Source organism: Streptomyces aureus, assembly GCF_000725495.1.
In the GTDB taxonomy this organism is placed as follows: domain Bacteria; phylum Actinomycetota; class Actinomycetes; order Streptomycetales; family Streptomycetaceae; genus Streptomyces; species Streptomyces aureus_B.
Genome location: NZ_KL647040.1, coordinates 61,549 through 81,510, shown reverse-complemented (window position 1 = coordinate 81,510; position 19,962 = coordinate 61,549). Strand labels below are relative to the sequence as shown.

Below are 19,962 nucleotides of genomic sequence, written 5' to 3'. Positions count from 1 at the left end.
CGTGACCCACCGGGCATCGGTTAGCACACGCTGAACAACGACCACCAGCCGCCATACCTCAGAACCCGGCCATGGATTTGTCGAGCACTCCGCCCAGCGCACCGTAGACGCTGCAGCGGACCGAGTGCCCTGCCCTGTGGCGGAGCCCGAACCCAAAGCCGAATGACAACGCGAAGAGACCGGCCAAGGCCATCGATCCGACCGGGCTGTAGACGACGTACACGAAGCACGCCACGCCTGCCCAGACCAGGAGTGGCAGGAGCGAGCCGCGTACCACCGTCCCGAATCTGATCCGTTCTGGTCCCGACGGCAGCGCACGTTCGTGCCACACCTCTATGTGGTTCCTCGTCACGCAGTGCTCCGGTCTCATGAAGCCATCAGAACACCGACAGTTCGGTCCTGGTGTGGTGATCTCTGAGAAGCGACCTCCCCCTTGGGTCCGTGGTCGCCGAGTGATGTGTTTCTGAGCTGGGTACCTGGCGAGGCTTGGTGCGGCGCGCCGCTCGGACGCTGCGCAGCCCCTTCCCCCTGACGCTGAAGTCGGCCGCCGTCTAGCGTGTTCCGTCCCGCTGCGGACTCCAGCGGCACGGCCGGGAGGATGCAGGTCCCCGACTCGGCTCAGGGCGGGGCCGGAGTCGGGGACCCGGCCGATGGAACTCGATCCGGGCGATCGGCGAAGAAGAGCTGAACCACGTGGACAAGCCAAGCCTTCGAGGTATTCAGTCGAGCGAAAGGAGCCCCGATGGCCGTCGGACCGGACGTCACGCCCGCCGAGGAGCATCGCGGGGGAAGCGACGCCCGAGTGATCGAGCGGTCCCGGGAGGAGCCCGAGCTGTTCGCCGCCCTCTTCGACCGGCACGCCGACGCCGTGTACGGATACACGGCGCGGCGATTGGGCGCGGAGACGGCGGAGGATCTGACGGCGGAGACGTTCACCATCGCCTTCCAGCAGCGCCACCGCTACGACCTGGCCCGCGCCGATGCCGCCCCCTGGCTGTTCGGCATCGCGACCAATCTCGTCAGTCGGCACCGGAGAGCGGAAGCCCGCCGCTTCAGAGCACTCGCCCGGCTGCCGCAGCCGGTCGAACACGAGGAGCCTGTCGCCGACCGGGCGGTCGACCGAGCCGGCGCCACGGGCATACGCCGGGAGTTGGCGGCCGCGCTGTCCGGGCTCTCCGCCCCGCACCGCGACGTCATCCTCCTGGTGGCATGGGGCGGCCTCGACTACGAACAGGCAGCGCAGGCCTTGGGCGTGCCCATCGGCACGGTCAGATCACGGCTGAACCGGGCCCGCAGCAAACTCCGTGAAGCGCTGGGTGGCGCCGATCCGACGGCTTTCCGGGAGGTAGAAGCTCGTGCTTGACACGCCAGAACTCGACCAGCTGCGGGACTGGGACGCGGGAGAGTCGCCGCTCGACGAGATCACCCGTCACCGGATGCGCGCCCGACTGGTCTCCGCCATCCACGGCACGCCGCCGACCGTTCGGCGCCGTCGTCCTTTGGTACGCATCGCCCTGACCTGCGCCGTGGCCACCGCCGTCGTCGCCACGGCCGTCGTCGTGCTGCACGACGACGGCCGCGCCGGCACCCCGGCGCCCCGGACCTCCAACGCTTCCCCCGATCTGCGCAACGTCAGTGCCCCGACCGTTCTGCGTGGGGCCGCGGCGTTCTCGCGCGAGCGCGAGAAGACCCTCGCGCCCCGCGACGACCAGTTCGTCTACACCAGGACCATCACCAAGCGGATCGAGCGCAAGACGAAGGAGACCACGACGTTCGTCGATGAGACCTGGCGATCCGTGGACGGCTCGAAGGCATCATGGATCATGGAGGCCGGTGAGGGATGGTGGGCGAAGCCGCACAAGACGAAGTCGAACGAGCAGGAACACCTCACGGTGTGGCCTCCGCAGGACTGGCCCACACTCGAGCGTCTGTCGACCGATCCCCGCACGCTCGCCCTCCAGCTGAGTTCGGGCAGCCCCACGCACTCGGCACGCGACCTCGCGGCGCGCCACGGAAACGCCCTCAAGGCGGACCAGTGGCCCCTCGTCGAGAGGCGGCTCATCTCACTGCTCATGCTCGTGCCGGCCATGCCGAAGGGCCTGCGGGCGGCGGCGTACGAGGCGTTGGCCATGGTGCCGGGAGTGAAGGCCGTACCTGACCAGACGGATCCCACGGGCCGTCCCGGCATCGCGATCCAGTACGTCGATCCGACCTCGCCCGACGACCAGGGCACCGAGGTACTGGGCGGTTCGTCCTTCGTCCTCCTCTTCGCTCCACGGACCTACGAATTCCTGGGAACCCGATCCCCTCGCCACAAGGAAGGCAAGGTCTACGACGAGTTCTCGTACGTCGACGCCTGGGCCGTGACCGACCGGGCCAAGCGACGTCCCTAGGGTCTGTCGCTCGGATCAGGTCGCGGGGGCGGCGGGACGGGGCGGTGCCGGCGAGCGGGGTCTGGTGCGTACGGTCACCTCGGCACCGCTGGACTCGCCGACGCGGGGCCGGCCTGGCCATCGTCCCGTGGCGCCCCGCTTCTCCACACGGGCCCGGAGGCTCGCAGGCCGGCCGGCGAGCCTCGGGGGGTAGGCGCACGGGAAGGCGGCACCCAATACGGAACCCTGCATTCCGCTCTTGATCGCTCAGCGTGCATACTGCCAGCGCCCCACCTCGTGCGTCGCGACGCTTTCCGGAAAGACACCTTCATCCATGGGATTCCTCGCCCCCGTCGGCCTGCTGCTCTGCTGCTGGCTCTGGTTCACCCTGCTGCCGCTGCGATGGCAGAACCCCCGTCTCGCCGGCCCCGACGCGGCGCTGCGGCGCGCATGCAGGGCTGCCGCCCGGGGGCACTGGGAGCCCGCCGCCCGACTCTTCGAGGACGCCGGTCAGGACTGGGAGCGCCGCGCCCTGTACGCCGAGCGGCTCGGAAGCCTCGCCGCAGAGAAGGGCGATCCGTGGCTCAAGGCATGGCAGGAGGCCCGCCCAGAGGACTCCGATGCGGCGCTCGTGATGGCGCGCGCGAGGGTCAAGTACGCCTGGAAGCTTCGGGGCGGGGCGTTCGCGCGATTCACGTCGGACAGCCAATTCGAGGGTTTCCACCGGGAGTTGGTGGCCTCGCGGAACGACATCGACCGAGCATCGGCGCTCGGCCCCGACGATCCCACTCCCCTCGTCGAGGAGATTTGGCGAGCGCTGGGACTGGGCTACTCCCACGAGGAGATGGAGAGCCTGTGGTCCGACATCACGGCCCGGGCGCCCCATCACTATGAGGCGCACTACAGCGCCCTGCAGTACTGGACCGCGAAGTGGCGAGGCTCGCACCAGCGCGTGCAGGAGTTCGCCGCGAAGGCGGCGGCCGACGCCCCGGCGGGCAGCCTGCTGGCCATGATGCCGTTGATCGCCTGGTTCGAGAACCACCAGTCCGAGCCCGCCGCGTACCCGTTCCACAGCTCGCGGGCGAGGGCGCTCGTCGATGCGGCGCTCGCCGACGTGGCCATCGCCGACCCGGCACATCCGCGACTCCCGGAGGCACGACACCTCCTGGGGTACTTCCTGTACCGGCAGGGGCAGTACAGAGCGGCCAGGGATCAGTTCCGTCACGTCGACGGTTTCACGCACGCCCTTCCATGGCGGTACAGCGTCCCATGGCTCCACTACCGCTTGGTCCGCACGAAGACGGCCCGCAAGGCGCTCATGTAGCCACAGCGGACTGATCATCCAGCCGGGACCTCCGATCACCTCCGACCGACCCGGCGCGGGCCCCAGGACCTGGGGAGGGCCGGAGGCCCGGCGAGGGCCTTGTCGCGTCGGATGTCAGCGGAACAGCTGCGGCACGGGGCAGACCTCCAACGGCCCGTCCGGCCGGTCGGCCCAGCGCCACCAGACATGTCGGTCGGGGCACTTCCACACCGACCGGCAGGTCCGCCGACCATCGTCCTCCCGCCCGGAGAGCACGAGGCCACCGGACCGCATCGGCCGGCCGCACTCAGGGCAGTCCGGAACGTCGTCGCTCATACGGCACACCTTAGCCACGGGCCTGCTTCGTCCCGAAGCGAGTTGAGAGCTCTCGCCCTTGAGCCGTGCCGTCCCTCCCCTGCTGCGGTGCTCCGTCGGCATTCGTGGGCATCTGCCTCGGTTGATCGACGGTCGACCAACGTTGGCAGAGAATGTCAGGAGGTGCTCGGGCCTCTCACCCGGCTGCCTTTGGCGCGCCCAGCTGCCTTTGGTGCGCCCAGCTGCCTTTGGTGCGCCCTGCTGATGTGCGACCCCCTTCACGGCCGAGAGGCGGCCCGACTGCCCGAGCCCGACTCAGGCGTGGGCAATCGCCGGGGCCTTGCGGATCTTGATCCCGCCTGCGCAGGGAAGCGGCTACCGGCCGGGCCGGAACTGGTGTAACGTCGCGATCTTCGCCCGGCCCACGGCGCGGAGTCCCCATAGGCAGCCCTCATGCTCGATCAGCCTGTCCCCGACCCGTACACGCTGTGGCAGCGCGCCCTCGCCGAGGTGGACCGAGTCTTCGCCTCCCCTCCGGAGCTCGACCGGCCGGTGATGGGGTGCACTCGCTGCTTCACGGAAGCGGAGCTGCGCGCCCTCGGCGGCGATCCACGGGATGTGCCCGATGACGTGCTCGCAGGCTTCATGGGCAAGGCCGTCGATCACTGGGCCCCGGACCAGTACCCGGTCCTTTGGCGCCGCTTCATACCACGCGCCTTGCGTCGCCTGGGCCCGGAAGGCTCTGGCACCGACCCGTCCTATGAGCTGCGCAATCTGGGCCAGTACGGGGCCGACCTGATCGGCTGGCCCGTCGCCGAGCGCGCCGCGGTCGAGCAGGCGTTCCGGGCACAGCTCACCCTCGCCCTCACCGACAGCCGGTCTCCGAGTGACATCCTCGACCTCTTGGAAGGCGTCGCCCACGCCACGGGCGGCCTGGAGCCATGGCTGGACCACATAGCCGGCCTCACCGACGCCGCCGCGGATGCCGGCCTCGTCAGACTGGCAGTGGGCTGGGGGACGGATTTCCTTTGGTCGGAGTTCCATTTCGCGTGGTGGTACGACGGCGACCCGCGAATCGTCCCCGACTGGCTGCTCACGCAGCGACCCCGCATCGCGTCCTTCGCGGCACGCCACCCCCACTGCAAGAACGCCGCCGACGCACTCATCGCGCTCTCCCACCTTCAAGAGGGCGACTGGAGCCCGTGGTTCTACCCCTACGGCCGGCACTTCCTCCCCCAAGTGACCACCAGGAGGTGAAGTCCCGACCTGAAAGGCCTGATGAACGTGCCGGCCTGAGCACGAGCGCCGAGCCCTGTGCGAACCCCTACGGACCCGCGTAGCCGTAAACGGCGCGTGAGACAGTCGGTGCCGGCTCACCGACCGTCACCGAGGAGAAGGATCCATGAGAGCGTTGCCCGCCGTCACCGGCCGTGAGGAGTTCGCTGTCCTGGTCGTCAGGACCGACCACCACGACGACCAGGCATGGCAGTTCGTGACGGCGGCGCTGATGGATCCCTGGGGCGACGGGCCGCACGAGGCACACGTCCACTTCGTCGACGACCCGGCCTGGGCAGGAGCGACCGTTGACGAGGTGCTGAATGCGGTCCGCGCCGATGACGACCTGGCCGTCGTCTTCCTCGCCGACCGGACAACCATGCAGGCCGAGAGTCACGCGTTGCTGGCAGTCACCACACTCACGCGGGAGGAGTGCGTGGACGACGAGGACTACGAGCAACTGACCGAGTTCGGCCGTGAGTTCCGCGTCGTCCCTGCGGGGGTCCACGACGTACACGCGAATCTGAGCATCGGCAACCTCGGCTTCGAGGAGTACGCCGCACAGGCTCACGATGATCCCGAGCGGATCTACCGGTCCTTCTGAGCACGGTTCAGGGAACCACTCAGAGAGCCAGGCTGACATAGCCCTCTCACCCTACGGACCACGCTTCCCGCGGGTTAAGGCGGCATGCAACGAGGCAGTCCGGAGTCCAGGGCTCGCCAAGCCGGCGTACGCAAAGCCGACTTGGCGAGTCCGGCGCTCCTACGGTCAGGCGAGCGCAGGCATGAAGCCGCCGTGGGCGGTTCCCGAAGCCAGCAGGGCCGACCAGTCGAGGGTCTCAGGCAGGCAGTCCACAGACAGAACGACTGCTCCGCCGGCCTCCTCGGCGTCCGCGCACCAGTCGCCCATGTCGCTCGATGCCGTGGCGTCGTCGGCTCCACCGACCACCGGCGCAGCGAGGGCAGGTACGACGAGCCCGTGGTCCCCAGGTCCGTCCACGACACACAGGGTGAGTCGGGGGACGATGCTCCAGCCCTCGCACAAGGGAATCGCTCCGTCGGGCACGGTCAGGAGCGGCAGGGCATCGTGGACGGGCGCGTCAGCCAGCAGGAGCACAGGCATGGCACCACGGACGAACAGGGTCTTCTCGGGTTCCAGTAGCACGGGGCCACTCTCGCAGGCCGCGTCATCAGGGCAGCAGGGGGGTGCCGAGGCGGCCGACGAACGCGCGTCCCTCGCGGTTCCTCGAACCACTTCCGACACCCATCGTCGACATCGACAACCACGGACGAGAGAGGCTGCTCGCTGGACGCAGGTGCTGACCGGCGTAGGTTTCGTGGGCCATACCGCGCGACGGGCAACCGGTCGCGGACGCTTCGGCGGGGTTAGTCCGTCACGATCAGCATGTCTTCCCTGTCGCCGCGCCAGCGGATGCCGACTGCCCCGCCGCTCACGTCGCCGATGTCGAGCTTGTCGTCATCGGCGATCTCGTCGGCCGCGGTCATCGTCGGGAGCCGCAGGGTGCGGAGCAGGCGCCCCGTGTCCGCGTCGAGGACGAGCAGGTCGGCGAGGAACTGTTCCCCTGCGTACGCCGCGGTGAGGTACGGCTGGCGCACGACGTACACACGGCCGTCTGCGATCTTGGGGATCCCGTACTCGTGATCGCCCGGCGCCCGCAGCCGCCAGGACAGATGTCCGTCCACGGCGTCGAAGGCGCTCAGGAGCGTGTCGTGTTGGCCGGTATGGTCCTTCGGATTCGTACCGGACAGCACGGTGCCGCCGCCCACGGCGACGGCGTCTCGAGGAAGCCCGGCGCGGGGGGCGATCCCTTCGCGGTTCATTTCGAGCACCTGGACGGTCTGCCGGTGCGACGGATCCTGAAGGACCACCTGGTTCCCGGCACCCCATACCGCCAGGTCCGGCTCCACGGTGCGTCGCCGCCACAGGACCTTGCCGGTGCGGTTGTCGATGCCCAGCAGCAGGCCGATGTCGTCCGGGCCGTAGCGCCCCGAACCGTTGCACAGCACGTGGACGGCGCTCAGATGGTCCGGCAGGGCGTGAACGGAACGGAGGAACACCTCGGGACACCACCGGGGCGTCTTCGCCGTCCACAGTTTCCGGCCGTCGCGCTCGGCGAAGGCGCGCACGGCGCCGGGATCCTCGGTGCCGACTTGGCCTCCGGCGACCTTCACGTTCCGACCGCGGTCACCGGCCTCAATCTCGGCGTGCCACAGCATCCTGCCCGTCCGCAGATCCAGGGCGACGAGCTTCCCGTCGGTGAAGCGGGCCACCACGGTGCTTTCCGACGCCCCGAACTGCCACACCAGAGCGTCGTCCACGTCCCGGCGCTCGTAGTGCCAGTACTCCTTGCCGGTCCGCGCATTGACGGCCGCCATGCCGTAGTACCCGTCCGAGTACTCGTCCGTCCATCGAAGGAGCAACCCGTGCACCAAAGCTTGCCCACTCTCCGGGCCACCTATGACGTGTTCAGGCGCTACCGGGGCCTCGGCGGCGAACGCGGCGGGAAAGGGGCCCTGGGCTCCGGTGAACACATCCCGTGACATGTACCAGTCGTCCACGGCGAGGGCCACCTTGCCGAGGAGCCATATCACCAAGATCACATAGATCTTCCATGGGCGGTCCCACAGCCGCCCGGCGGGACTCTTCACGGGCCTGCCAGGAATGTCCGGCAGTCCCACCCCCGGTTCTCCCAGCAAGTTCATCCGCTGCACCACGATCTTGCCCCCCAGAGGCCCTGCGCCTGTCACCGTGACGGGGGCAGCCAGGGGATCTTCACTCCCCTTCTGGAGCTATGCAAGTCGGGCATCCCTGGAAGCCCGCCACGGCCACACACGCGTAGCCAGCAGCACTGTGCGTGGCGGCCGTCAGCGACCCGGTCCGTGCTTGTGGAGCGCTGCCGACGCGCGGAAGCGGATGCGCCCACACTGCTCACGGTCCGCCTCCGACGTGACCTCGGAGCAGCAGCAGTGAGACGCGAGCCGCCGCAGGTCCTCGGCGTCCAGCCACAGCGGGCTGCGCCCTCTCGCCTTCTCGGCGTCCGGGTCCGTCGGATTGATCTCGGGCATGGGCCGCAGCCTAGCGGGCCGCTTCCGTGCGGGACGGCACCTCATGCCGCTATCCCTGCACGGGAAGATCAGGATGGGTGGCCAGAAAGAGCATGTAGGTGATCGCCGCTGCTGCCCCCAGGAGGGACAGCGCGGCACCCACTAGGGCGCGCGTCCCGCCGGCTCTACCCGACTTGGATGCGCGGTACTCGACAAAGGCCCGTACAAGGCCGACAAGCGCCAGAGGCAGCGCGACAAAGCTGACCAGAACCCAGAACGGGCAGCAGAGCCAGCACGCCAAGGATGCCCCGCCGAACCAGACCGCGAGCTCTGCCTTCCCTCGTGTCTCGTCCGATGTGCCGACAGGAATCATGGACTGATCCAAGCAGAACGCTTCCAGCCGTCTAGCAGCGAGGTACAGCAACCATCGCGATCTGACCCACCCGCCGCAGGCCCCCGCATGACCGCCCGGCCAGGGGAGCAAACCTCGGCGACCAGCGCTCGTGCAGCAGGGCGCTGTGCGCCTTGACGCCGCGAGAAGGAAGCGGCAGGAGGGCCCACCGGCAAGAAGGCGGAACTGACCGGAATCGAACCGGCGTCCTCGCGTTTGGCAGACGCGCGCGACGACCTCTGCGCTACAGCCCCGCCCCGGTCGCCATCCTAAGCGCTCCTCTCGTCACCTTGGCCGGTCTCAAGCGCCCACATCACGAGACGCGCTCTTGATGGGCCCGACGGCCTGCCGACAGTCCTCCACCGAGACGCCCTCAGAGGAAGACGCGCGCCACCTCCAGCCACTTCTGCGCGTCCGGGCCGGTCGCTGTCAGATCGGGCTCGGACCAGGGGCGGCGCCGGGTGACACACAGGCAGAAGTCCATCGCGCCGCCCCGTACCCGTTGCACGGCAGTCTCAGGGCCCCACACCCAGGTCCGGCCGTCAGGTGCCGTCAGCTCGATACGGAACGGTTCCGCCGGCTCAGGCAGTCCGACGGCGACGAACGACAGGGCCCGGCCCAACACGCCGAGCGACGCGATGTGCCGGAGTCGGTCCGTCGGGCGGTGCGCGACGCCCACGGCATCGAAGACGTCCTGCCCGTGTGCCCAGGTCTCCATCAGACGAAGGGGCGTCATCAGGGCCGGAGTCACCTCCGACATGTGCCAGGGGAACGCATGGTCCCAGCGTGTGTCGCGCAGCGCCGCCGCCAACTCCGCACGCCCCGCTCGCCACTCGTCGAGGAGCACCGAACGCGGTTTGGCCGCTCCCGCGGCGGCGGCCTTGTCCGCGTACCCGCTGCCTTCGACTTCGGCACGCCTGAGCTCGGCGCCGAACGCGTCCGGGGTGCGTAACGCGCTGAGCACGTTGGCGTCCGACCACGCGAGGTGGGCTATCTGATGAGCGACCGTCCAGCCCGCTGCCGGTGTCGGTAGGGACCAGTCGTCCACTGCCCTGACCAGAACGTCGAGCTCATCACCCTCGGCCACCAGCGCGGCCAGGACATTGGCGTCATCGGCTTCAGGGACGGCAAGGTTGTAGTTCAACATGTGCGCCATCGTGCCACTTCGTCCCGAGAGCGGCCGAGACCAAATGTGCCCTTAGTGCTCTTGGCTGACGGCCGCAGTGGTGCGGGCCGGAGCTCGGGGGCGAGGAGCTCAATTCCCTTGGCGAGATGGCCATCTGCAACCCTCGAAGCTCCTGGTTCGGCAAGCGCGAGCGGATGCTCGTACGGACCGACTCGGCAATCGGGTAAAGCAACTCCATTGCCACAGGCGAACCTCGGCAACTCAACCCGCCGGAGTCAGTACCGATGACGAGCGGACGCATTGCGCCAACGCGCAGTACGAATCTCGGACGTGCCTCTGAGTCTGGCCCTCTCCTCTGGACCCTGAAGGAGCCGGCACTCCCCCGTGTCCTGGTCGACGAGGATGGGCCAGTCACCCCCGAGCCGGATCTGGCGCCCTTGTTCGTCCACCGCCGGACACCACCCACATCACGAACGGCTCGGACTGATGTCTGATCGTCGAGTCGCGCGCCCCGTACGAGGGGTACCACATGGCAGAGTACGGCCGTGTCGAGGTCGGACCGGCCGCCCATGAGACGCCGTCGGTTCAGCTCGCGCCGGGGTGATTGAGGCCGTTCCTGGCGGTGGCGCGGATCCGCTTGGTTCGGCCCTGTTCGGCAAGGATCCCGACCGCCTCGGTGTTCGTCCCGGCGGCGATCATGAGCTGAAGCCAGTTGGTTGACGCGAGCAGGGCTTCCGGCTGCCACCGCAGTTCAAGAGTGACGGCGCGGAAGAGTGACCACTCCCCCAGGCGCTGAACCAGGAAGGGCCGGTCGGCCGTGGCCCGGGTCATCGCCCGCAGCCACCGCTCGTAGAGGGGACTCGCGTACAGGGAAGCGGCACGACGGTCCAGGTGACGTACTACCGCGGACTGGGCCATCACCTGGTCAGGATCAGTGAGCACACGGCCGACCAGCTCGATCTCGTCCGCATCGGCAGCCTGCCCCAGCTCGTCCAGGTAGGCCGCGAAGCGGACATGCTCGTCCGGGTTCCGAGGGATGCCGTGGACATTCATGCTGCATGCTCCTCGCACTCGACCAGGACGCCCCTCCCGAACCGGGCGCCCGCACCAACCAGGGGCACCCGTTCCGGGCCGTCGGGTCCGTCTCCCCTCCGGCGCCTCAGCTGGACGGCGGCCACGGGAATCGGTCGCCCAGGACGTACGCGGCGGGCCAGGTCTCGGTCAGGACCTTGTTCAGCAGGGGATCGCTGGACTCCAGGACCTCGCTGAGGCGGACGGAGTCGTCCTCGTTGATCCGTTGGCCGCCGAGGACGACGGGAGCGCGCAGGACGTCCTCGCCCCAGGGATCGATGGCATTGCACAGCAGGCCCTCGAAGCGGTGGCCATTCAGGGTGCCGTTCTCGGCCCGCTGGACGAAATCGTCGATCACGGCTGCCTTGAGGTACACCCAGGCGAGGTAGACGACCGTGCGTCCGTCGTCCAGTCGGATCGGCAGACGGACCTTGAGGAAGTTGCCGACGTCCTTCGCGATGATCATGGCGTCTGTCTCGGCGAGCACGCGCTCCCTGCGCTCCTCCTCCGAGAGCTCGGCGAGCAGGTGGGGCATGGCCAGTTCGAAGCCGGGGTGCTCCGCGTCGAGGCGGCCGCCGCAGTCGCAGGTGCAGGCGGCACCATGGGCGTCGGCCTCGGCTTCTACGGTGGCGGGGGCGAGGTCGAGCCGGGCCGTCGGGTAGTTCGGCTCGCCGCCTTCCGCCGATACCGGAAGCAGCAGCGCGTAGTACCGCACCGCCGTGAACGTGGTGGGTTCGGGCAGTCCCAGTGCGGCCATCGCTGCCGACGCCGCCTCGTGGCGCTCACCGTTGACGCGGATCTCGGCATGCATCGCGCCGGGGCGTCCGCCGTAGAAGACCTTGACGCCGTTGAAGAAGGGGGACTCCAGGTCCCCGGTGAACGAGTCCGCGATCCGGTGCAGCACGTTCGCATCCAGCAGCGCCCGCTGAAGCCGCCGGTTCTCGTCCACGTCGCGTCCGAGACCGACCGCACCCGACGTGATGGTGTGCCGGCCGGGCACGCCACGATCGTCGTCGGGGCCCTCGTGGTCCGCGAAGTGCCCGCGACGGTCGAGGAGTTCGAGCAGGCAGGCTCCCGCCGTCTGTACCCACATGTTCGCCGCGTCCTGCGGATCGGCGGACATCGACACGACGCAGTCCATGAAGCACGGTACGTCCGGCTGGATTCCGACGTCCGGCAGTGCGACGAGGTCGTAGTGGCGACCGCCGCCGTGGTGCGGCGGGGCCACACCCACGGCCCAACCGTGCGGACTGAGCAACGAGTTGCCCTTGAGCTGGGCGTCCTGTGTCACGCCGGGGGCGAACTCTTCGAGCCCTGCCCTCACGAGGGCGAGGAACTCCAGGTCAGGCAGCCGGTTCGCGGACGGCTCCTCTTTGCGCTTACGACGTCGTATCCAGGACACCCGTGGATGGTACTGAGCCCGGACGCCCGGGCAGCACGCGGGCTCGCCCCGGGTACCGACCGGCCCGAACCCGCTCGATGAGCTCGGCGTCGCTCCCCTGGCGATCATCGCGAGAGGGCCCGGAGGCAGGCGAAGACAGCCCCGGGCCCATGCGGTCCGCTAAGCGTCGAGGTAACCGTAGTCCGCCTCAGGGATGCCGATCACCAGGTCGCCGTTGTATACCCGCCACTCGCTCATGCCGTCGACCTCATGGCTGACCAGGAACAGCCCCCGGGGCCTGTCGTCGTACTCCTCGTCCGGGCAGGCCGCCGGGATCCGGGCGATCCGGCGCAGGCTTTCCTCGAACCATTCCAGGGACGTGTCGCGGAAGTTGCCCCCGTAGAAGGCCCAACTGACGTAGTTGTACTGCCGAGCGGGGAACGCCCAGCCTCCGCTGTAGGTCCGTTCCGAATCGTCCGCCTCTACGATCTCCTTGATCTGGGCCAGCTGTTCGTCGTCACACTCCAGCCAGCCCCTGACCGAGACCATGGTTCCCACTGCGGTTCCTCCTCGTGCGTGCGGCCCGCTGTCCCGGCGCGCGGTTCCGTTGTGCTGGCACGCTAGGAGTGGACTGCCCGGTCACGCAAAGGGATTGGGGGGAGGGCACGGTCGTGCCGAGGCGTTCGTTCGTTCATCGCTCCGGGTTCGCCGAGGCCCGCCGGGGCGCCTCCGGCCCGGGAACGGCGGCCCTGCGCAAGCAGCCGGGGTCACCGTCGCGGGAGGCGACTGTCGGGCGGGAGACTTGCTCCAGCTCACGGGCGCGCTGTGGCGCGCCGCCTCGGGCCCCGAGGACCGCTCGCCGCCCATGCCCGCGCTCATCCTCGACGGACTGCGCGCCCACCGGTAGCGCCCGGCCCGGCCGGCCCCGTCAACGGCAGCTGTTCCAGCCGGTGCCCGTCGACGCCCGCTACTCGACCCACGTTCCGTCGCGCATGATGACGCGGCCGCGCAGTTCCGGCTCGCCGCGCCAGGCCCGTACGGTACTCGGGGTCACGCGTACGTAGACGAAGGGGCCGTCCTCCGTGCGGGGATCCCATCCGAACTTGCCGGTGAAGGCCTCGGCGGCCTCGTTCGGGACCTCCTCGTCCGGGAAGCACTCCGCCTCGCCCTCGAGGAGCACCACGTCGAAGGTGTCCGGCAGCGACAGGCGGACGCGTGGCTCGGTGCGGAGGTTGCGCACCGTCGCGGAGGCGGCGCCGGTGCACATCCACATGGCCCGCCCGTCCCACACGAACCACAGCGGCACCTGGTGCGGGCCGTGATCGGGGTGGGCCGTCGACACCCATACGTCCCGCTCCGTGGCCAGTCTCTGCAACGTCTCGCTCCGACGTTCCGCGGTCCGGCGGCGGGCGCCTTCCATGATCTTCATGAGGGCCGACCCTAGCCAGGCGGGGCGGGATGCGCCTGAGGCGCGGGACCTACGACCAGGGGCCTACCCGGTCCTCGGCCACGGTCCGGGCCTCTGTCACGGGGCGGACCTCCGTCACGGGGCGGACCTCCGTCACGGGCCAGGCCTCGGTCGCGGGCCGGTCCGTGTCAGGGGGATCGGCTACCTTCTCCCGGACCGGGACACGCCGACCGGACCGGCACAGGCCCGGAGGACATGGAGGCTCCGTATGACGTTCGCTCCCTGGTTCGCCGCCCTCGGCACCGTCGACCGCGTGCCGTTCACCGAGGCGGCCGAGCGCTACGGGGCATGTGCTCCCGACGGACTCGACGACACCAACAGCGACTGTTTCGGCGACGATCTCGACGAGGTCCTCGTCCACCGCGGCACGGTCCGCCACGCCGGTGACCTGGTCATAGCGTCCGAGACGCACCAGCCCGTCTGTCACGGCGGCGACTGCGGCATCCACGTCCTGGACGGGGACCTCACCGTCGACGGGACTCTCGTCTTCACCGAGTGGGACCAGGCCAACGTGCTGATCGTCACGGGCGATCTGCGCGTGGGCAACCTCCTCGTCGAGGACGAGGCGCACCTGTACGTCGGGGGCGCCCTGCGGGTCGAGGGGCTGCTGGTCTCGGGGCTCTCCCACGGCGGGATGCTGGCCGTCGCCGGCGAGACGACCGCCGAGGCGTGCCTGTGCGCCGGCCCCGTGCGCGAGCCGATGGTCCTGTTCGGCAGCCTGCCCACGCATCCACGCGAGCCCGACCGCATGGTCGACCTCACCGGCGTGGATCAGGCCCGGCTCGTGCGGCCCGAGCTGCTCGACGCGTCGGGCCGGTGGGCCGACCGAGCGAAGACCCGTACGGCGCTGCTGGAGGGCCGTCCGGTGCTGCGTCACACGGGTCTTCGCGCGGAGGACGCCGGGCGGCTCTAGAGGACCCGTGTCGGTGGTGGCCGAGGCGAACCCGGCAGCCCTCCGTCCCCAGGACCGCGGGGCGAGAGGGGCAGGGCAGGGTCGGCCCCGTCGTCGTACGCGATAAATCCGGTGACCTCGGCGGGCATCCCGGGATACTGGTCGCCATGGATGAGGTCGAGGTCGTCGTCGCCCATTCCGAGCGGGCGACCCTGCGCGTCGGGGACGTGTTCCTGAAGGTGGACACCGATCAGTCGCGCATCGACGTCGAGGTCGAGGCGATGGCCCTGGCACCGGTCCCGACGCCGGAGGTCCTGTGGCGCAAGCCGCCGGTGCTCGCGATCGCCGCGGTCCCGGGAGCGACGCTCGGACGCCTCGGTGAACCGTCGACCGCGTCGCCCGAGGCGTGGGCCCGTGCGGGCGCCGCCATCCGGCAGCTGCACGACGCGCCGCTGCCGCCCTGGCCCGGCCGAGGTCTCGACGAGCTGACGGCGGAACTCGACCGCGAGTGCGAGATGCTCGTCGCGAAGGGCGTCCTGCCGGCCGACCTGGTCACCCGCAACCGCCAGGTCGCCGAGGCCGCGCTCCGGCCGTGGACTCCGGCGTTCACGCACGGCGACCTCCAGATCGCCCACGTCTTCTTCGAGGCCGACGAGGTCACCGGCATCATCGACTGGTCCGAGGCGAGCCGGGGCGATGCCCTGTACGACCTCGCCACCTTCACGCTCGGGCACGAGGACCGCCTCGGCGACGTCGTCGCCGGCTACGGCACCGAAGTCGATCTCGACGTCATCCGGGGATGGTGGTCGTTGCGCAGCCTGCTGGTGGTCCGGTGGCTGGTCGAGCACGGCTTCGACGCCTTCGCGCCGGGCTGTGAGGTCGACGTGTTGAGGGCCCGGATGTGAAGTCGACGTGGCACGGGTCCGGACGTGACGCTGCGGGGCCCGGGCGCCACGAGCGCGTAGTGATGCGTCGGGGAGGCGGTCCCCTCAGGCGCATCGCCCGCTCTCACTCGCCCTTCGGGACACCGTCCTGCTGCTTCATCGCGGTGACGAGGGTGGAGGAGATATGGGCCAGGTCGGGGTCCGCCGCGATGAAGACCGTTTCCACACCGGCCAGTTCGTGGTTCATGCGGGCCATCGGCAGTTCGTAGTCCAGGTCGGCGGTGCCACGGACTCCGCGGATGACGACGTCGATTCCCGCCAGGCGGCAGTAGTCGACCAGCAGGCCGCCGGTGTGGGAGTCGACCGTGACGTTGCTCAGGTCTGCGGCTGCCGTGCGGAGCCGGTCCAGTCGTTCCGCGATGGGCAGACGGCCGGTCTTGCTCGCGTTGAACATCACGCACACGACGACCTCGTCGAACAGGAGGGCAGCGCGCCGGAGTACGTCCTGGTGCCCTGGGGTGACCGGGTCGAAGGATCCTGGAAAGAGGGCTCGCATGATCGGAGAGAATATCAAGCAGGCGCCCTCGGCGGTGAGATGCGGGCCGTCCGGTGGGTCGTTCGTCGGACCGAGCGTCGGTCGTGCCCGGGCCACGCGCGAAGCCTGCGCGGGCCACCATGAGACCAGCCTGGCCACCTGAAAGGCCCCTGCGGGGCATGCACTAGAATGACGTTGCAGGCGAGCCTTCTCGGCGCGGATTCCATCCGCCGGGGAGGCTTTTTTCATGCCCGGACGGCATCCCGTCCCGGCGCCGTTGGACCCGCTTCAGGGCTCTCGTCCCGTCGCGACGCCCTGAACCCGGCACGCCCGCCCGCTGGTTCCGTTCTTGTCCCGCTCTTCCCCACCCTCAAGAGGAGATCCACGTCATGAGTCCACAGACGAACAACGCGGCAGCCGCCGGAACATGGCGTCTCGGCGATCTGACCGTCAACCGCGTCGGATTCGGCGCGATGCGTCTGACGGGTAGCGAGCCCTTCGACGGCGGCGCGCCGCGCGACCGCGAACAGTCGATCGCCGTGCTGCGCAAGGCGATCGACCTGGGCGTGAACCACATCGACACCGCCGCGTTCTACTTCTCCGCCACCCGCTCCGCCAACGAGCTCATCAACCGGGCGCTGGCTCCGTACCCGGAGGACCTGGTCATCACCACCAAGGTGTGGCCGGGCCGCGATGCCTCGGGGGCGTGGTGGTGGGCCGGTCCGGGGCAGTTGCGCGGCCAGGTCGAGGAGAACCTCCGTCAACTCGGCCGCGATCATCTGGACGTGGTGAACCTGCGGGTCCCACCGAGCCGACGGACCGGATCGATCGGTGAGCACTTCGGAGCGCTGGCCGAACTGCGTGACGCCGGACTGATCCGCCACCTCGGCGTCTCCAACGTCACGTCCGAGCAGCTCGCCGAGGCCCGGGCCATCGCCCCGGTCGTCTGCGTGCAGAACCAGTTCGGGCTCGGCGCGCCGAGCGAGGACCGGGAGCTGCTGCGCTGCTGTGGTGAACTCGGTCTTGCCTTCGTTCCGTTCTCCGCGATCGCCGGTTCCGGCCGGGCGGCGGGATCTGCTCCCGGTGAAAGCGAGGCCGTGCGCGTCGTCGCTCACGCGCACGGCGCGTCCCCCGCTCAGATCCGGCTCGCCTGGACGCTGAGGCTGGGGCCGCACGTGCTGGCGATCCCGGGGACCGGTGATCAGGACCACCTCGCGAAGAACGTGGCGGCCGGCACGCTGCGGCTCTCGGAGGAGGAGATGGCACTTCTCGACGCGCCACGGACAGCGCCCGCATAGAGGGCTCCTGCCCGCCGGGCCCTGCAACCTGCCCACGGCCGGGGGTTGTTCGAGCGGGACCCGGGTGGGCCGGATGGACAGGGGCGACACACCTCCTGATCCACCCGGCTCACCCGTGAGCTCGACGTGCCTTCCTGCGCTCGACGCACCTTCCCGAGCAAGACGCGTCCTCCCGAGCGCTCGACGCGGCCTCCCGGGCGGGAGGACGGATCAGCGCAGTCCGGCGAAGAGGTCGTTCTCCGGCACGGCCGCGTCCGTGGTGTCCCGCACCCGTACGAAGGTCTCCATGCCCATCAGCTCACCGAACCTCTCCTTGCCCATCCTGAGGAAGAAGATGTTCTCGCCCTGACTGGCGTGCGCCGCCAACGCGTCGAACTTCTGACCGCTGAACGCGGTGGTGTCCACCCATGTGGTGATCTCGTCGTCCGGCAGGCCGATCTTGGCCAAGGCCTCGGCCTCGGCGGGATCCGGCTCCGGCATGTCCTCGTGGAACTCCCGCATGATCTCGCCGAAACGCTGCATGGCCGAGCGGGGCATCGTGGTCCAGTAGACCTTCGATGTCGATTCGGTCATCTCCAGCGCGGCCATCGTGATGCGGTGCGCCTGAATGTGGTCGGGGTGGCCGTAGAAGCCGTTCTCGTCATAGGTGACGACCACATCGGGCTGGTAATGCCGCATCAGTTCCGCGAGCCGGGCCGCGCCCTCCTCCACCGGGGTCTGCCAGAAGGAGCCGGGGGCGTCGTTGCTCGCCCAGCCCATCATCCCGGAGTCGGCATAGTCGAGCACCTCCAGATCGCTGATCTTCAGCACCTCGCAACTCGCCTCGAGTTCCTCCCGGCGCATCGAGGCGACGGCCGCGGGGTCGTGCCCGGGCTCCCCCGGCTTGACACCCCCCGGTCCGTCACCGCAACGGCCGTCGGTACAGGTCACGAGAACCGTGCGGATCCCCTCCGCCGCGTAGCGCGCGAGGACACCACCGGTTCCCGTGGCCTCGTCGTCGGGGTGGGCGTGCACTGCCATCAGCGTCAAAGGCCGTTCCGTCATGAATCAATCCTCCAGCAGAAAAACGTCCAGGTCCGGGCGCACGGCGGTGCGTCGCGCCCGGGAGGCACCGAATTCCCCGGCCGGTGGTGGACGTGCTGGTCTCCATGTCCCCCACCCGTACGGCACCGGTCCCTCGATCGGTGCAACCGTGCCGGTGGGGGCGACTGTTCCCGACCCGCTGGACGCGCATGAGCGCGGTCATGGTGTGGACAGGGCCCGCAGCGACCTCCGGAAGGCCGGCTCGGGGTGCCGTGCGCCGACGGAGCCGCGTCAGCCCTTGTCGACGGCCACGCGGAGTCCGCGGATCACGTAGCCCCCGATCTCGTCCTGGAACGTGACGCGGGGTGTCGTGAGCATGCGGATGCCCTCCAGGGCGAAGAGGTGGCCGAGGAAGACGTTGGTCTCCATCATGGCGATGTCGGCACCGGGGCAGCGGTGCGGTCCGTCGCCGAAGGACAGGGCGGCCGCGTAGCGACCGGTCGTGGCCGGACGGCCGGGACAGACCGCCATGGGGGTAGTGCCCACGGCCTCGGGGTCCGTGTTGGCCTCGTCCACGAGGATGTCGACGAGCGCTCCCGCGGGCACGGTGACCGGGCCGTCGTCGCCCGGTAGCTCGACAGGCCCTGTGGTCCGCCGGGTGAGACGGGCGACGACGGGCTCCAGGCGCAGGATCTCGTGGAGGACCGCGAGGCGTTCGCTCTCGTCCCCGTTCACGTAGCGCTTGCGCAGGGCGTCGTCGGTGAACAGGTGCCACGCTGCGACGCAGATGAACTCGCGGGTGGTGATCATCCCGGCGGCGGCGTAGGTGAGGCATTCGCCGAGGATCTCGGGCTCGGAACAGCCCTCCGCGATCAGGTGGGAGATCAGGTTGTCGGCGGGCCGTTCACGGTGGGCGCGGACGGCGGGGCGTACGTCGCCGAAGTAGATCCGCAGCCAGTTGGTGTTCTGCCGGAACAGCCAGTAGATCCCGTGCAGACTGGTCAGCCCGGGCTTGCCGAACTTCTCCGGGAAGAAGCGCTCCAGTCGCCTCTGGATCCCGGGTCTGCTGTGGGTCAGACCGATGACGCCGCAGGCAACGTCGATCGCGACGCCGAAGGTGAGATCCTCCAACTGCGCCTCGCCCGCGGTCCGCAGGGTCTCCAGGTACGAGAGCGTGACGCGTTCGGTGAGTTCGCGGTAGTGCTCGTCCACGCGGCGCGGTGTGAAGTAGCGGGCTGTCTGGCGGCGGTGTTCCCGGTGTTCGGAGCCGTCGCGGTAGAGCACGGGCCTGCGGATCTTGGCGGGCAGTTTCTCGACGGTCTCGATGCCCAGACCGGCCTGTACGGTGTCGCTGCTGCGCAGAACCGCGCGTGCCGCCGGGTAGCCGCGGACCTGCCACGTGCCGTCGTCCCCGCGGCCGACCGGGCAGCCGGAACCGGTGGGCTCCCTGCGGATCTTGCGTACGTCGTCCTCGGCTCGGTCCATCGATCGCTGCCCCCGTCGTCGTGTCGGCGCCCCTGGTGAACGGAGTCGTCCGTCAGGCGTGTCGGGGTCAGACTCCA

General features: G+C 69.5%; 20 protein-coding genes and 1 tRNA gene. 8 read left to right on the top strand and 13 right to left on the bottom strand.

Going from position 1 to position 19,962, the window contains the following annotated elements; genetic code table 11:
* Window positions 1-742 precede the first annotated feature (742 nt).
* From IO36_RS39005 to IO36_RS38980, 5 genes are all read left to right on the top strand, one after another.
* A complete protein-coding gene (locus IO36_RS39005) occupies window positions 743-1,363 on the top strand; it encodes an RNA polymerase sigma factor (RefSeq protein WP_037627685.1) in 621 nt (206 codons plus the stop codon).
* Window positions 1,356-2,393, top strand: coding sequence for a CU044_5270 family protein (locus tag IO36_RS39000; protein WP_037627684.1), 1,038 nt, complete (start codon window positions 1,356-1,358; stop codon window positions 2,391-2,393). The genes IO36_RS39005 and IO36_RS39000 overlap by 8 nt, the downstream gene beginning before the upstream one ends.
* A 313-nt stretch (window positions 2,394-2,706) precedes the next feature.
* Window positions 2,707-3,696: a hypothetical protein gene (locus IO36_RS38995; RefSeq protein WP_051901288.1), complete on the top strand. Its 990-nt coding sequence runs from the start codon at window positions 2,707-2,709 to the stop codon at window positions 3,694-3,696.
* A gap of 747 nt (window positions 3,697-4,443) precedes the next feature.
* Window positions 4,444-5,247, top strand: coding sequence for a hypothetical protein (locus IO36_RS38985; RefSeq protein WP_037627680.1), 804 nt, complete (start codon window positions 4,444-4,446; stop codon window positions 5,245-5,247).
* A gap of 145 nt (window positions 5,248-5,392) precedes the next feature.
* Window positions 5,393-5,869, top strand: a complete 477-nt coding sequence (locus IO36_RS38980; protein WP_037627678.1) for a DUF6924 domain-containing protein — start codon at window positions 5,393-5,395, stop codon at window positions 5,867-5,869.
* Between the two features lie 165 nt (window positions 5,870-6,034).
* On the opposite strand, the gene IO36_RS38975 is transcribed toward IO36_RS38980, so the two are convergent.
* The 10 genes from IO36_RS38975 to IO36_RS38930 form a co-directional block, all read right to left on the bottom strand.
* Window positions 6,035-6,430, bottom strand: coding sequence for a hypothetical protein (locus tag IO36_RS38975; RefSeq protein WP_037627676.1), 396 nt, complete (start codon window positions 6,428-6,430; stop codon window positions 6,035-6,037).
* A 221-nt stretch (window positions 6,431-6,651) separates the two neighbouring features.
* Window positions 6,652-7,989: an outer membrane protein assembly factor BamB family protein gene (locus tag IO36_RS38970; protein WP_078943721.1), complete on the bottom strand. Its 1,338-nt coding sequence runs from the start codon at window positions 7,987-7,989 to the stop codon at window positions 6,652-6,654.
* 162 nt (window positions 7,990-8,151) lie between these two features.
* On the bottom strand, window positions 8,152-8,352 hold the full coding sequence (locus tag IO36_RS38965; RefSeq protein ID WP_037627672.1) for a hypothetical protein: 201 nt from the start codon (window positions 8,350-8,352) through the stop codon (window positions 8,152-8,154).
* 49 nt (window positions 8,353-8,401) lie between these two features.
* Window positions 8,402-8,704 carry a hypothetical protein gene (locus tag IO36_RS38960; protein WP_037627971.1) on the bottom strand — a complete coding sequence of 101 codons (303 nt, stop codon included), beginning with the start codon at window positions 8,702-8,704 and terminating at the stop codon, window positions 8,402-8,404.
* 199 nt (window positions 8,705-8,903) lie between these two features.
* Window positions 8,904-8,976 (bottom strand) — tRNA-Gly (locus IO36_RS38955).
* A 119-nt stretch (window positions 8,977-9,095) separates the two neighbouring features.
* Window positions 9,096-9,869, bottom strand: coding sequence for a TIGR03084 family metal-binding protein (locus IO36_RS38950; protein ID WP_037627970.1), 774 nt, complete (start codon window positions 9,867-9,869; stop codon window positions 9,096-9,098).
* A gap of 564 nt (window positions 9,870-10,433) precedes the next feature.
* Window positions 10,434-10,901: a hypothetical protein gene (locus tag IO36_RS38945; RefSeq protein WP_051901286.1), complete on the bottom strand. Its 468-nt coding sequence runs from the start codon at window positions 10,899-10,901 to the stop codon at window positions 10,434-10,436.
* Window positions 10,902-11,007: 106 nt separating this feature from the next.
* A complete protein-coding gene (locus tag IO36_RS38940) occupies window positions 11,008-12,321 on the bottom strand; it encodes a DUF6348 family protein (RefSeq protein WP_158997741.1) in 1,314 nt (437 codons plus the stop codon).
* A 159-nt stretch (window positions 12,322-12,480) separates the two neighbouring features.
* Window positions 12,481-12,849 carry a hypothetical protein gene (locus tag IO36_RS38935; RefSeq protein WP_245173658.1) on the bottom strand — a complete coding sequence of 123 codons (369 nt, stop codon included), beginning with the start codon at window positions 12,847-12,849 and terminating at the stop codon, window positions 12,481-12,483.
* A gap of 418 nt (window positions 12,850-13,267) precedes the next feature.
* Window positions 13,268-13,729: a pyridoxamine 5'-phosphate oxidase family protein gene (locus IO36_RS38930; protein ID WP_037627668.1), complete on the bottom strand. Its 462-nt coding sequence runs from the start codon at window positions 13,727-13,729 to the stop codon at window positions 13,268-13,270.
* Between the two features lie 247 nt (window positions 13,730-13,976).
* On the opposite strand from IO36_RS38930, the gene IO36_RS38925 reads away from it, so the two are divergent.
* The gene (locus IO36_RS38925; RefSeq protein WP_037627667.1) at window positions 13,977-14,681 is read left to right on the top strand and encodes a hypothetical protein; all 705 of its coding nucleotides are present in this window, start codon (window positions 13,977-13,979) and stop codon (window positions 14,679-14,681) included.
* A 146-nt stretch (window positions 14,682-14,827) separates the two neighbouring features.
* On the top strand, window positions 14,828-15,565 hold the full coding sequence (locus IO36_RS38920; RefSeq protein ID WP_037627666.1) for a phosphotransferase family protein: 738 nt from the start codon (window positions 14,828-14,830) through the stop codon (window positions 15,563-15,565).
* Between the two features lie 103 nt (window positions 15,566-15,668).
* On the opposite strand, the gene coaD is transcribed toward IO36_RS38920, so the two are convergent.
* Window positions 15,669-16,100 (bottom strand): pantetheine-phosphate adenylyltransferase, encoded by a 432-nt coding sequence (gene coaD / locus IO36_RS38915; protein ID WP_037627665.1) that lies wholly within the window; start codon window positions 16,098-16,100, stop codon window positions 15,669-15,671.
* A gap of 368 nt (window positions 16,101-16,468) precedes the next feature.
* Between coaD and IO36_RS38910 the strand changes: the two genes are divergently transcribed.
* Window positions 16,469-17,377 (top strand): aldo/keto reductase, encoded by a 909-nt coding sequence (locus IO36_RS38910; protein WP_037627664.1) that lies wholly within the window; start codon window positions 16,469-16,471, stop codon window positions 17,375-17,377.
* A 210-nt stretch (window positions 17,378-17,587) separates the two neighbouring features.
* On the opposite strand, the gene IO36_RS38905 is transcribed toward IO36_RS38910, so the two are convergent.
* Both IO36_RS38905 and IO36_RS38900 read right to left on the bottom strand, forming a co-directional pair.
* Complete coding sequence (locus tag IO36_RS38905; RefSeq protein ID WP_037627663.1) at window positions 17,588-18,421, bottom strand: PIG-L family deacetylase; 834 nt, start codon at window positions 18,419-18,421, stop codon at window positions 17,588-17,590.
* Window positions 18,422-18,691: 270 nt separating this feature from the next.
* Window positions 18,692-19,885, bottom strand: a complete 1,194-nt coding sequence (locus IO36_RS38900) for a cytochrome P450 (protein WP_037627662.1) — start codon at window positions 19,883-19,885, stop codon at window positions 18,692-18,694.
* Window positions 19,886-19,962: the final 77 nt, after the last annotated feature.

What these genes read in the sequence shown, in the direction of transcription:
- IO36_RS39005 (WP_037627685.1), top strand. Translation starts at nt 743, where the DNA reads ATGGCCGTCGGACCGGACGTCACGCCCGCCGAGGAGCATCGCGGGGGA.
- IO36_RS38995 (WP_051901288.1), top strand. Translation starts at nt 2,707, where the DNA reads ATGGGATTCCTCGCCCCCGTCGGCCTGCTGCTCTGCTGCTGGCTCTGG.
- IO36_RS38985 (WP_037627680.1), top strand. Translation starts at nt 4,444, where the DNA reads ATGCTCGATCAGCCTGTCCCCGACCCGTACACGCTGTGGCAGCGCGCC.
- IO36_RS38980 (WP_037627678.1), top strand. Translation starts at nt 5,393, where the DNA reads ATGAGAGCGTTGCCCGCCGTCACCGGCCGTGAGGAGTTCGCTGTCCTG.
- IO36_RS38970 (WP_078943721.1), bottom strand. Translation starts at nt 7,989, where the DNA reads ATGAACTTGCTGGGAGAACCGGGGGTGGGACTGCCGGACATTCCTGGC.
- IO36_RS38965 (WP_037627672.1), bottom strand. Translation starts at nt 8,352, where the DNA reads ATGCCCGAGATCAATCCGACGGACCCGGACGCCGAGAAGGCGAGAGGG.
- IO36_RS38960 (WP_037627971.1), bottom strand. Translation starts at nt 8,704, where the DNA reads ATGATTCCTGTCGGCACATCGGACGAGACACGAGGGAAGGCAGAGCTC.
- IO36_RS38950 (WP_037627970.1), bottom strand. Translation starts at nt 9,869, where the DNA reads ATGTTGAACTACAACCTTGCCGTCCCTGAAGCCGATGACGCCAATGTC.
- IO36_RS38945 (WP_051901286.1), bottom strand. Translation starts at nt 10,901, where the DNA reads ATGAATGTCCACGGCATCCCTCGGAACCCGGACGAGCATGTCCGCTTC.
- IO36_RS38935 (WP_245173658.1), bottom strand. Translation starts at nt 12,849, where the DNA reads ATGGTCTCGGTCAGGGGCTGGCTGGAGTGTGACGACGAACAGCTGGCC.
- IO36_RS38930 (WP_037627668.1), bottom strand. Translation starts at nt 13,729, where the DNA reads ATGAAGATCATGGAAGGCGCCCGCCGCCGGACCGCGGAACGTCGGAGC.
- IO36_RS38925 (WP_037627667.1), top strand. Translation starts at nt 13,977, where the DNA reads ATGACGTTCGCTCCCTGGTTCGCCGCCCTCGGCACCGTCGACCGCGTG.
- IO36_RS38920 (WP_037627666.1), top strand. Translation starts at nt 14,828, where the DNA reads ATGGATGAGGTCGAGGTCGTCGTCGCCCATTCCGAGCGGGCGACCCTG.
- coaD (WP_037627665.1), bottom strand. Translation starts at nt 16,100, where the DNA reads ATGCGAGCCCTCTTTCCAGGATCCTTCGACCCGGTCACCCCAGGGCAC.
- IO36_RS38910 (WP_037627664.1), top strand. Translation starts at nt 16,469, where the DNA reads ATGAGTCCACAGACGAACAACGCGGCAGCCGCCGGAACATGGCGTCTC.
- IO36_RS38905 (WP_037627663.1), bottom strand. Translation starts at nt 18,421, where the DNA reads ATGACGGAACGGCCTTTGACGCTGATGGCAGTGCACGCCCACCCCGAC.
- IO36_RS38900 (WP_037627662.1), bottom strand. Translation starts at nt 19,885, where the DNA reads ATGGACCGAGCCGAGGACGACGTACGCAAGATCCGCAGGGAGCCCACC.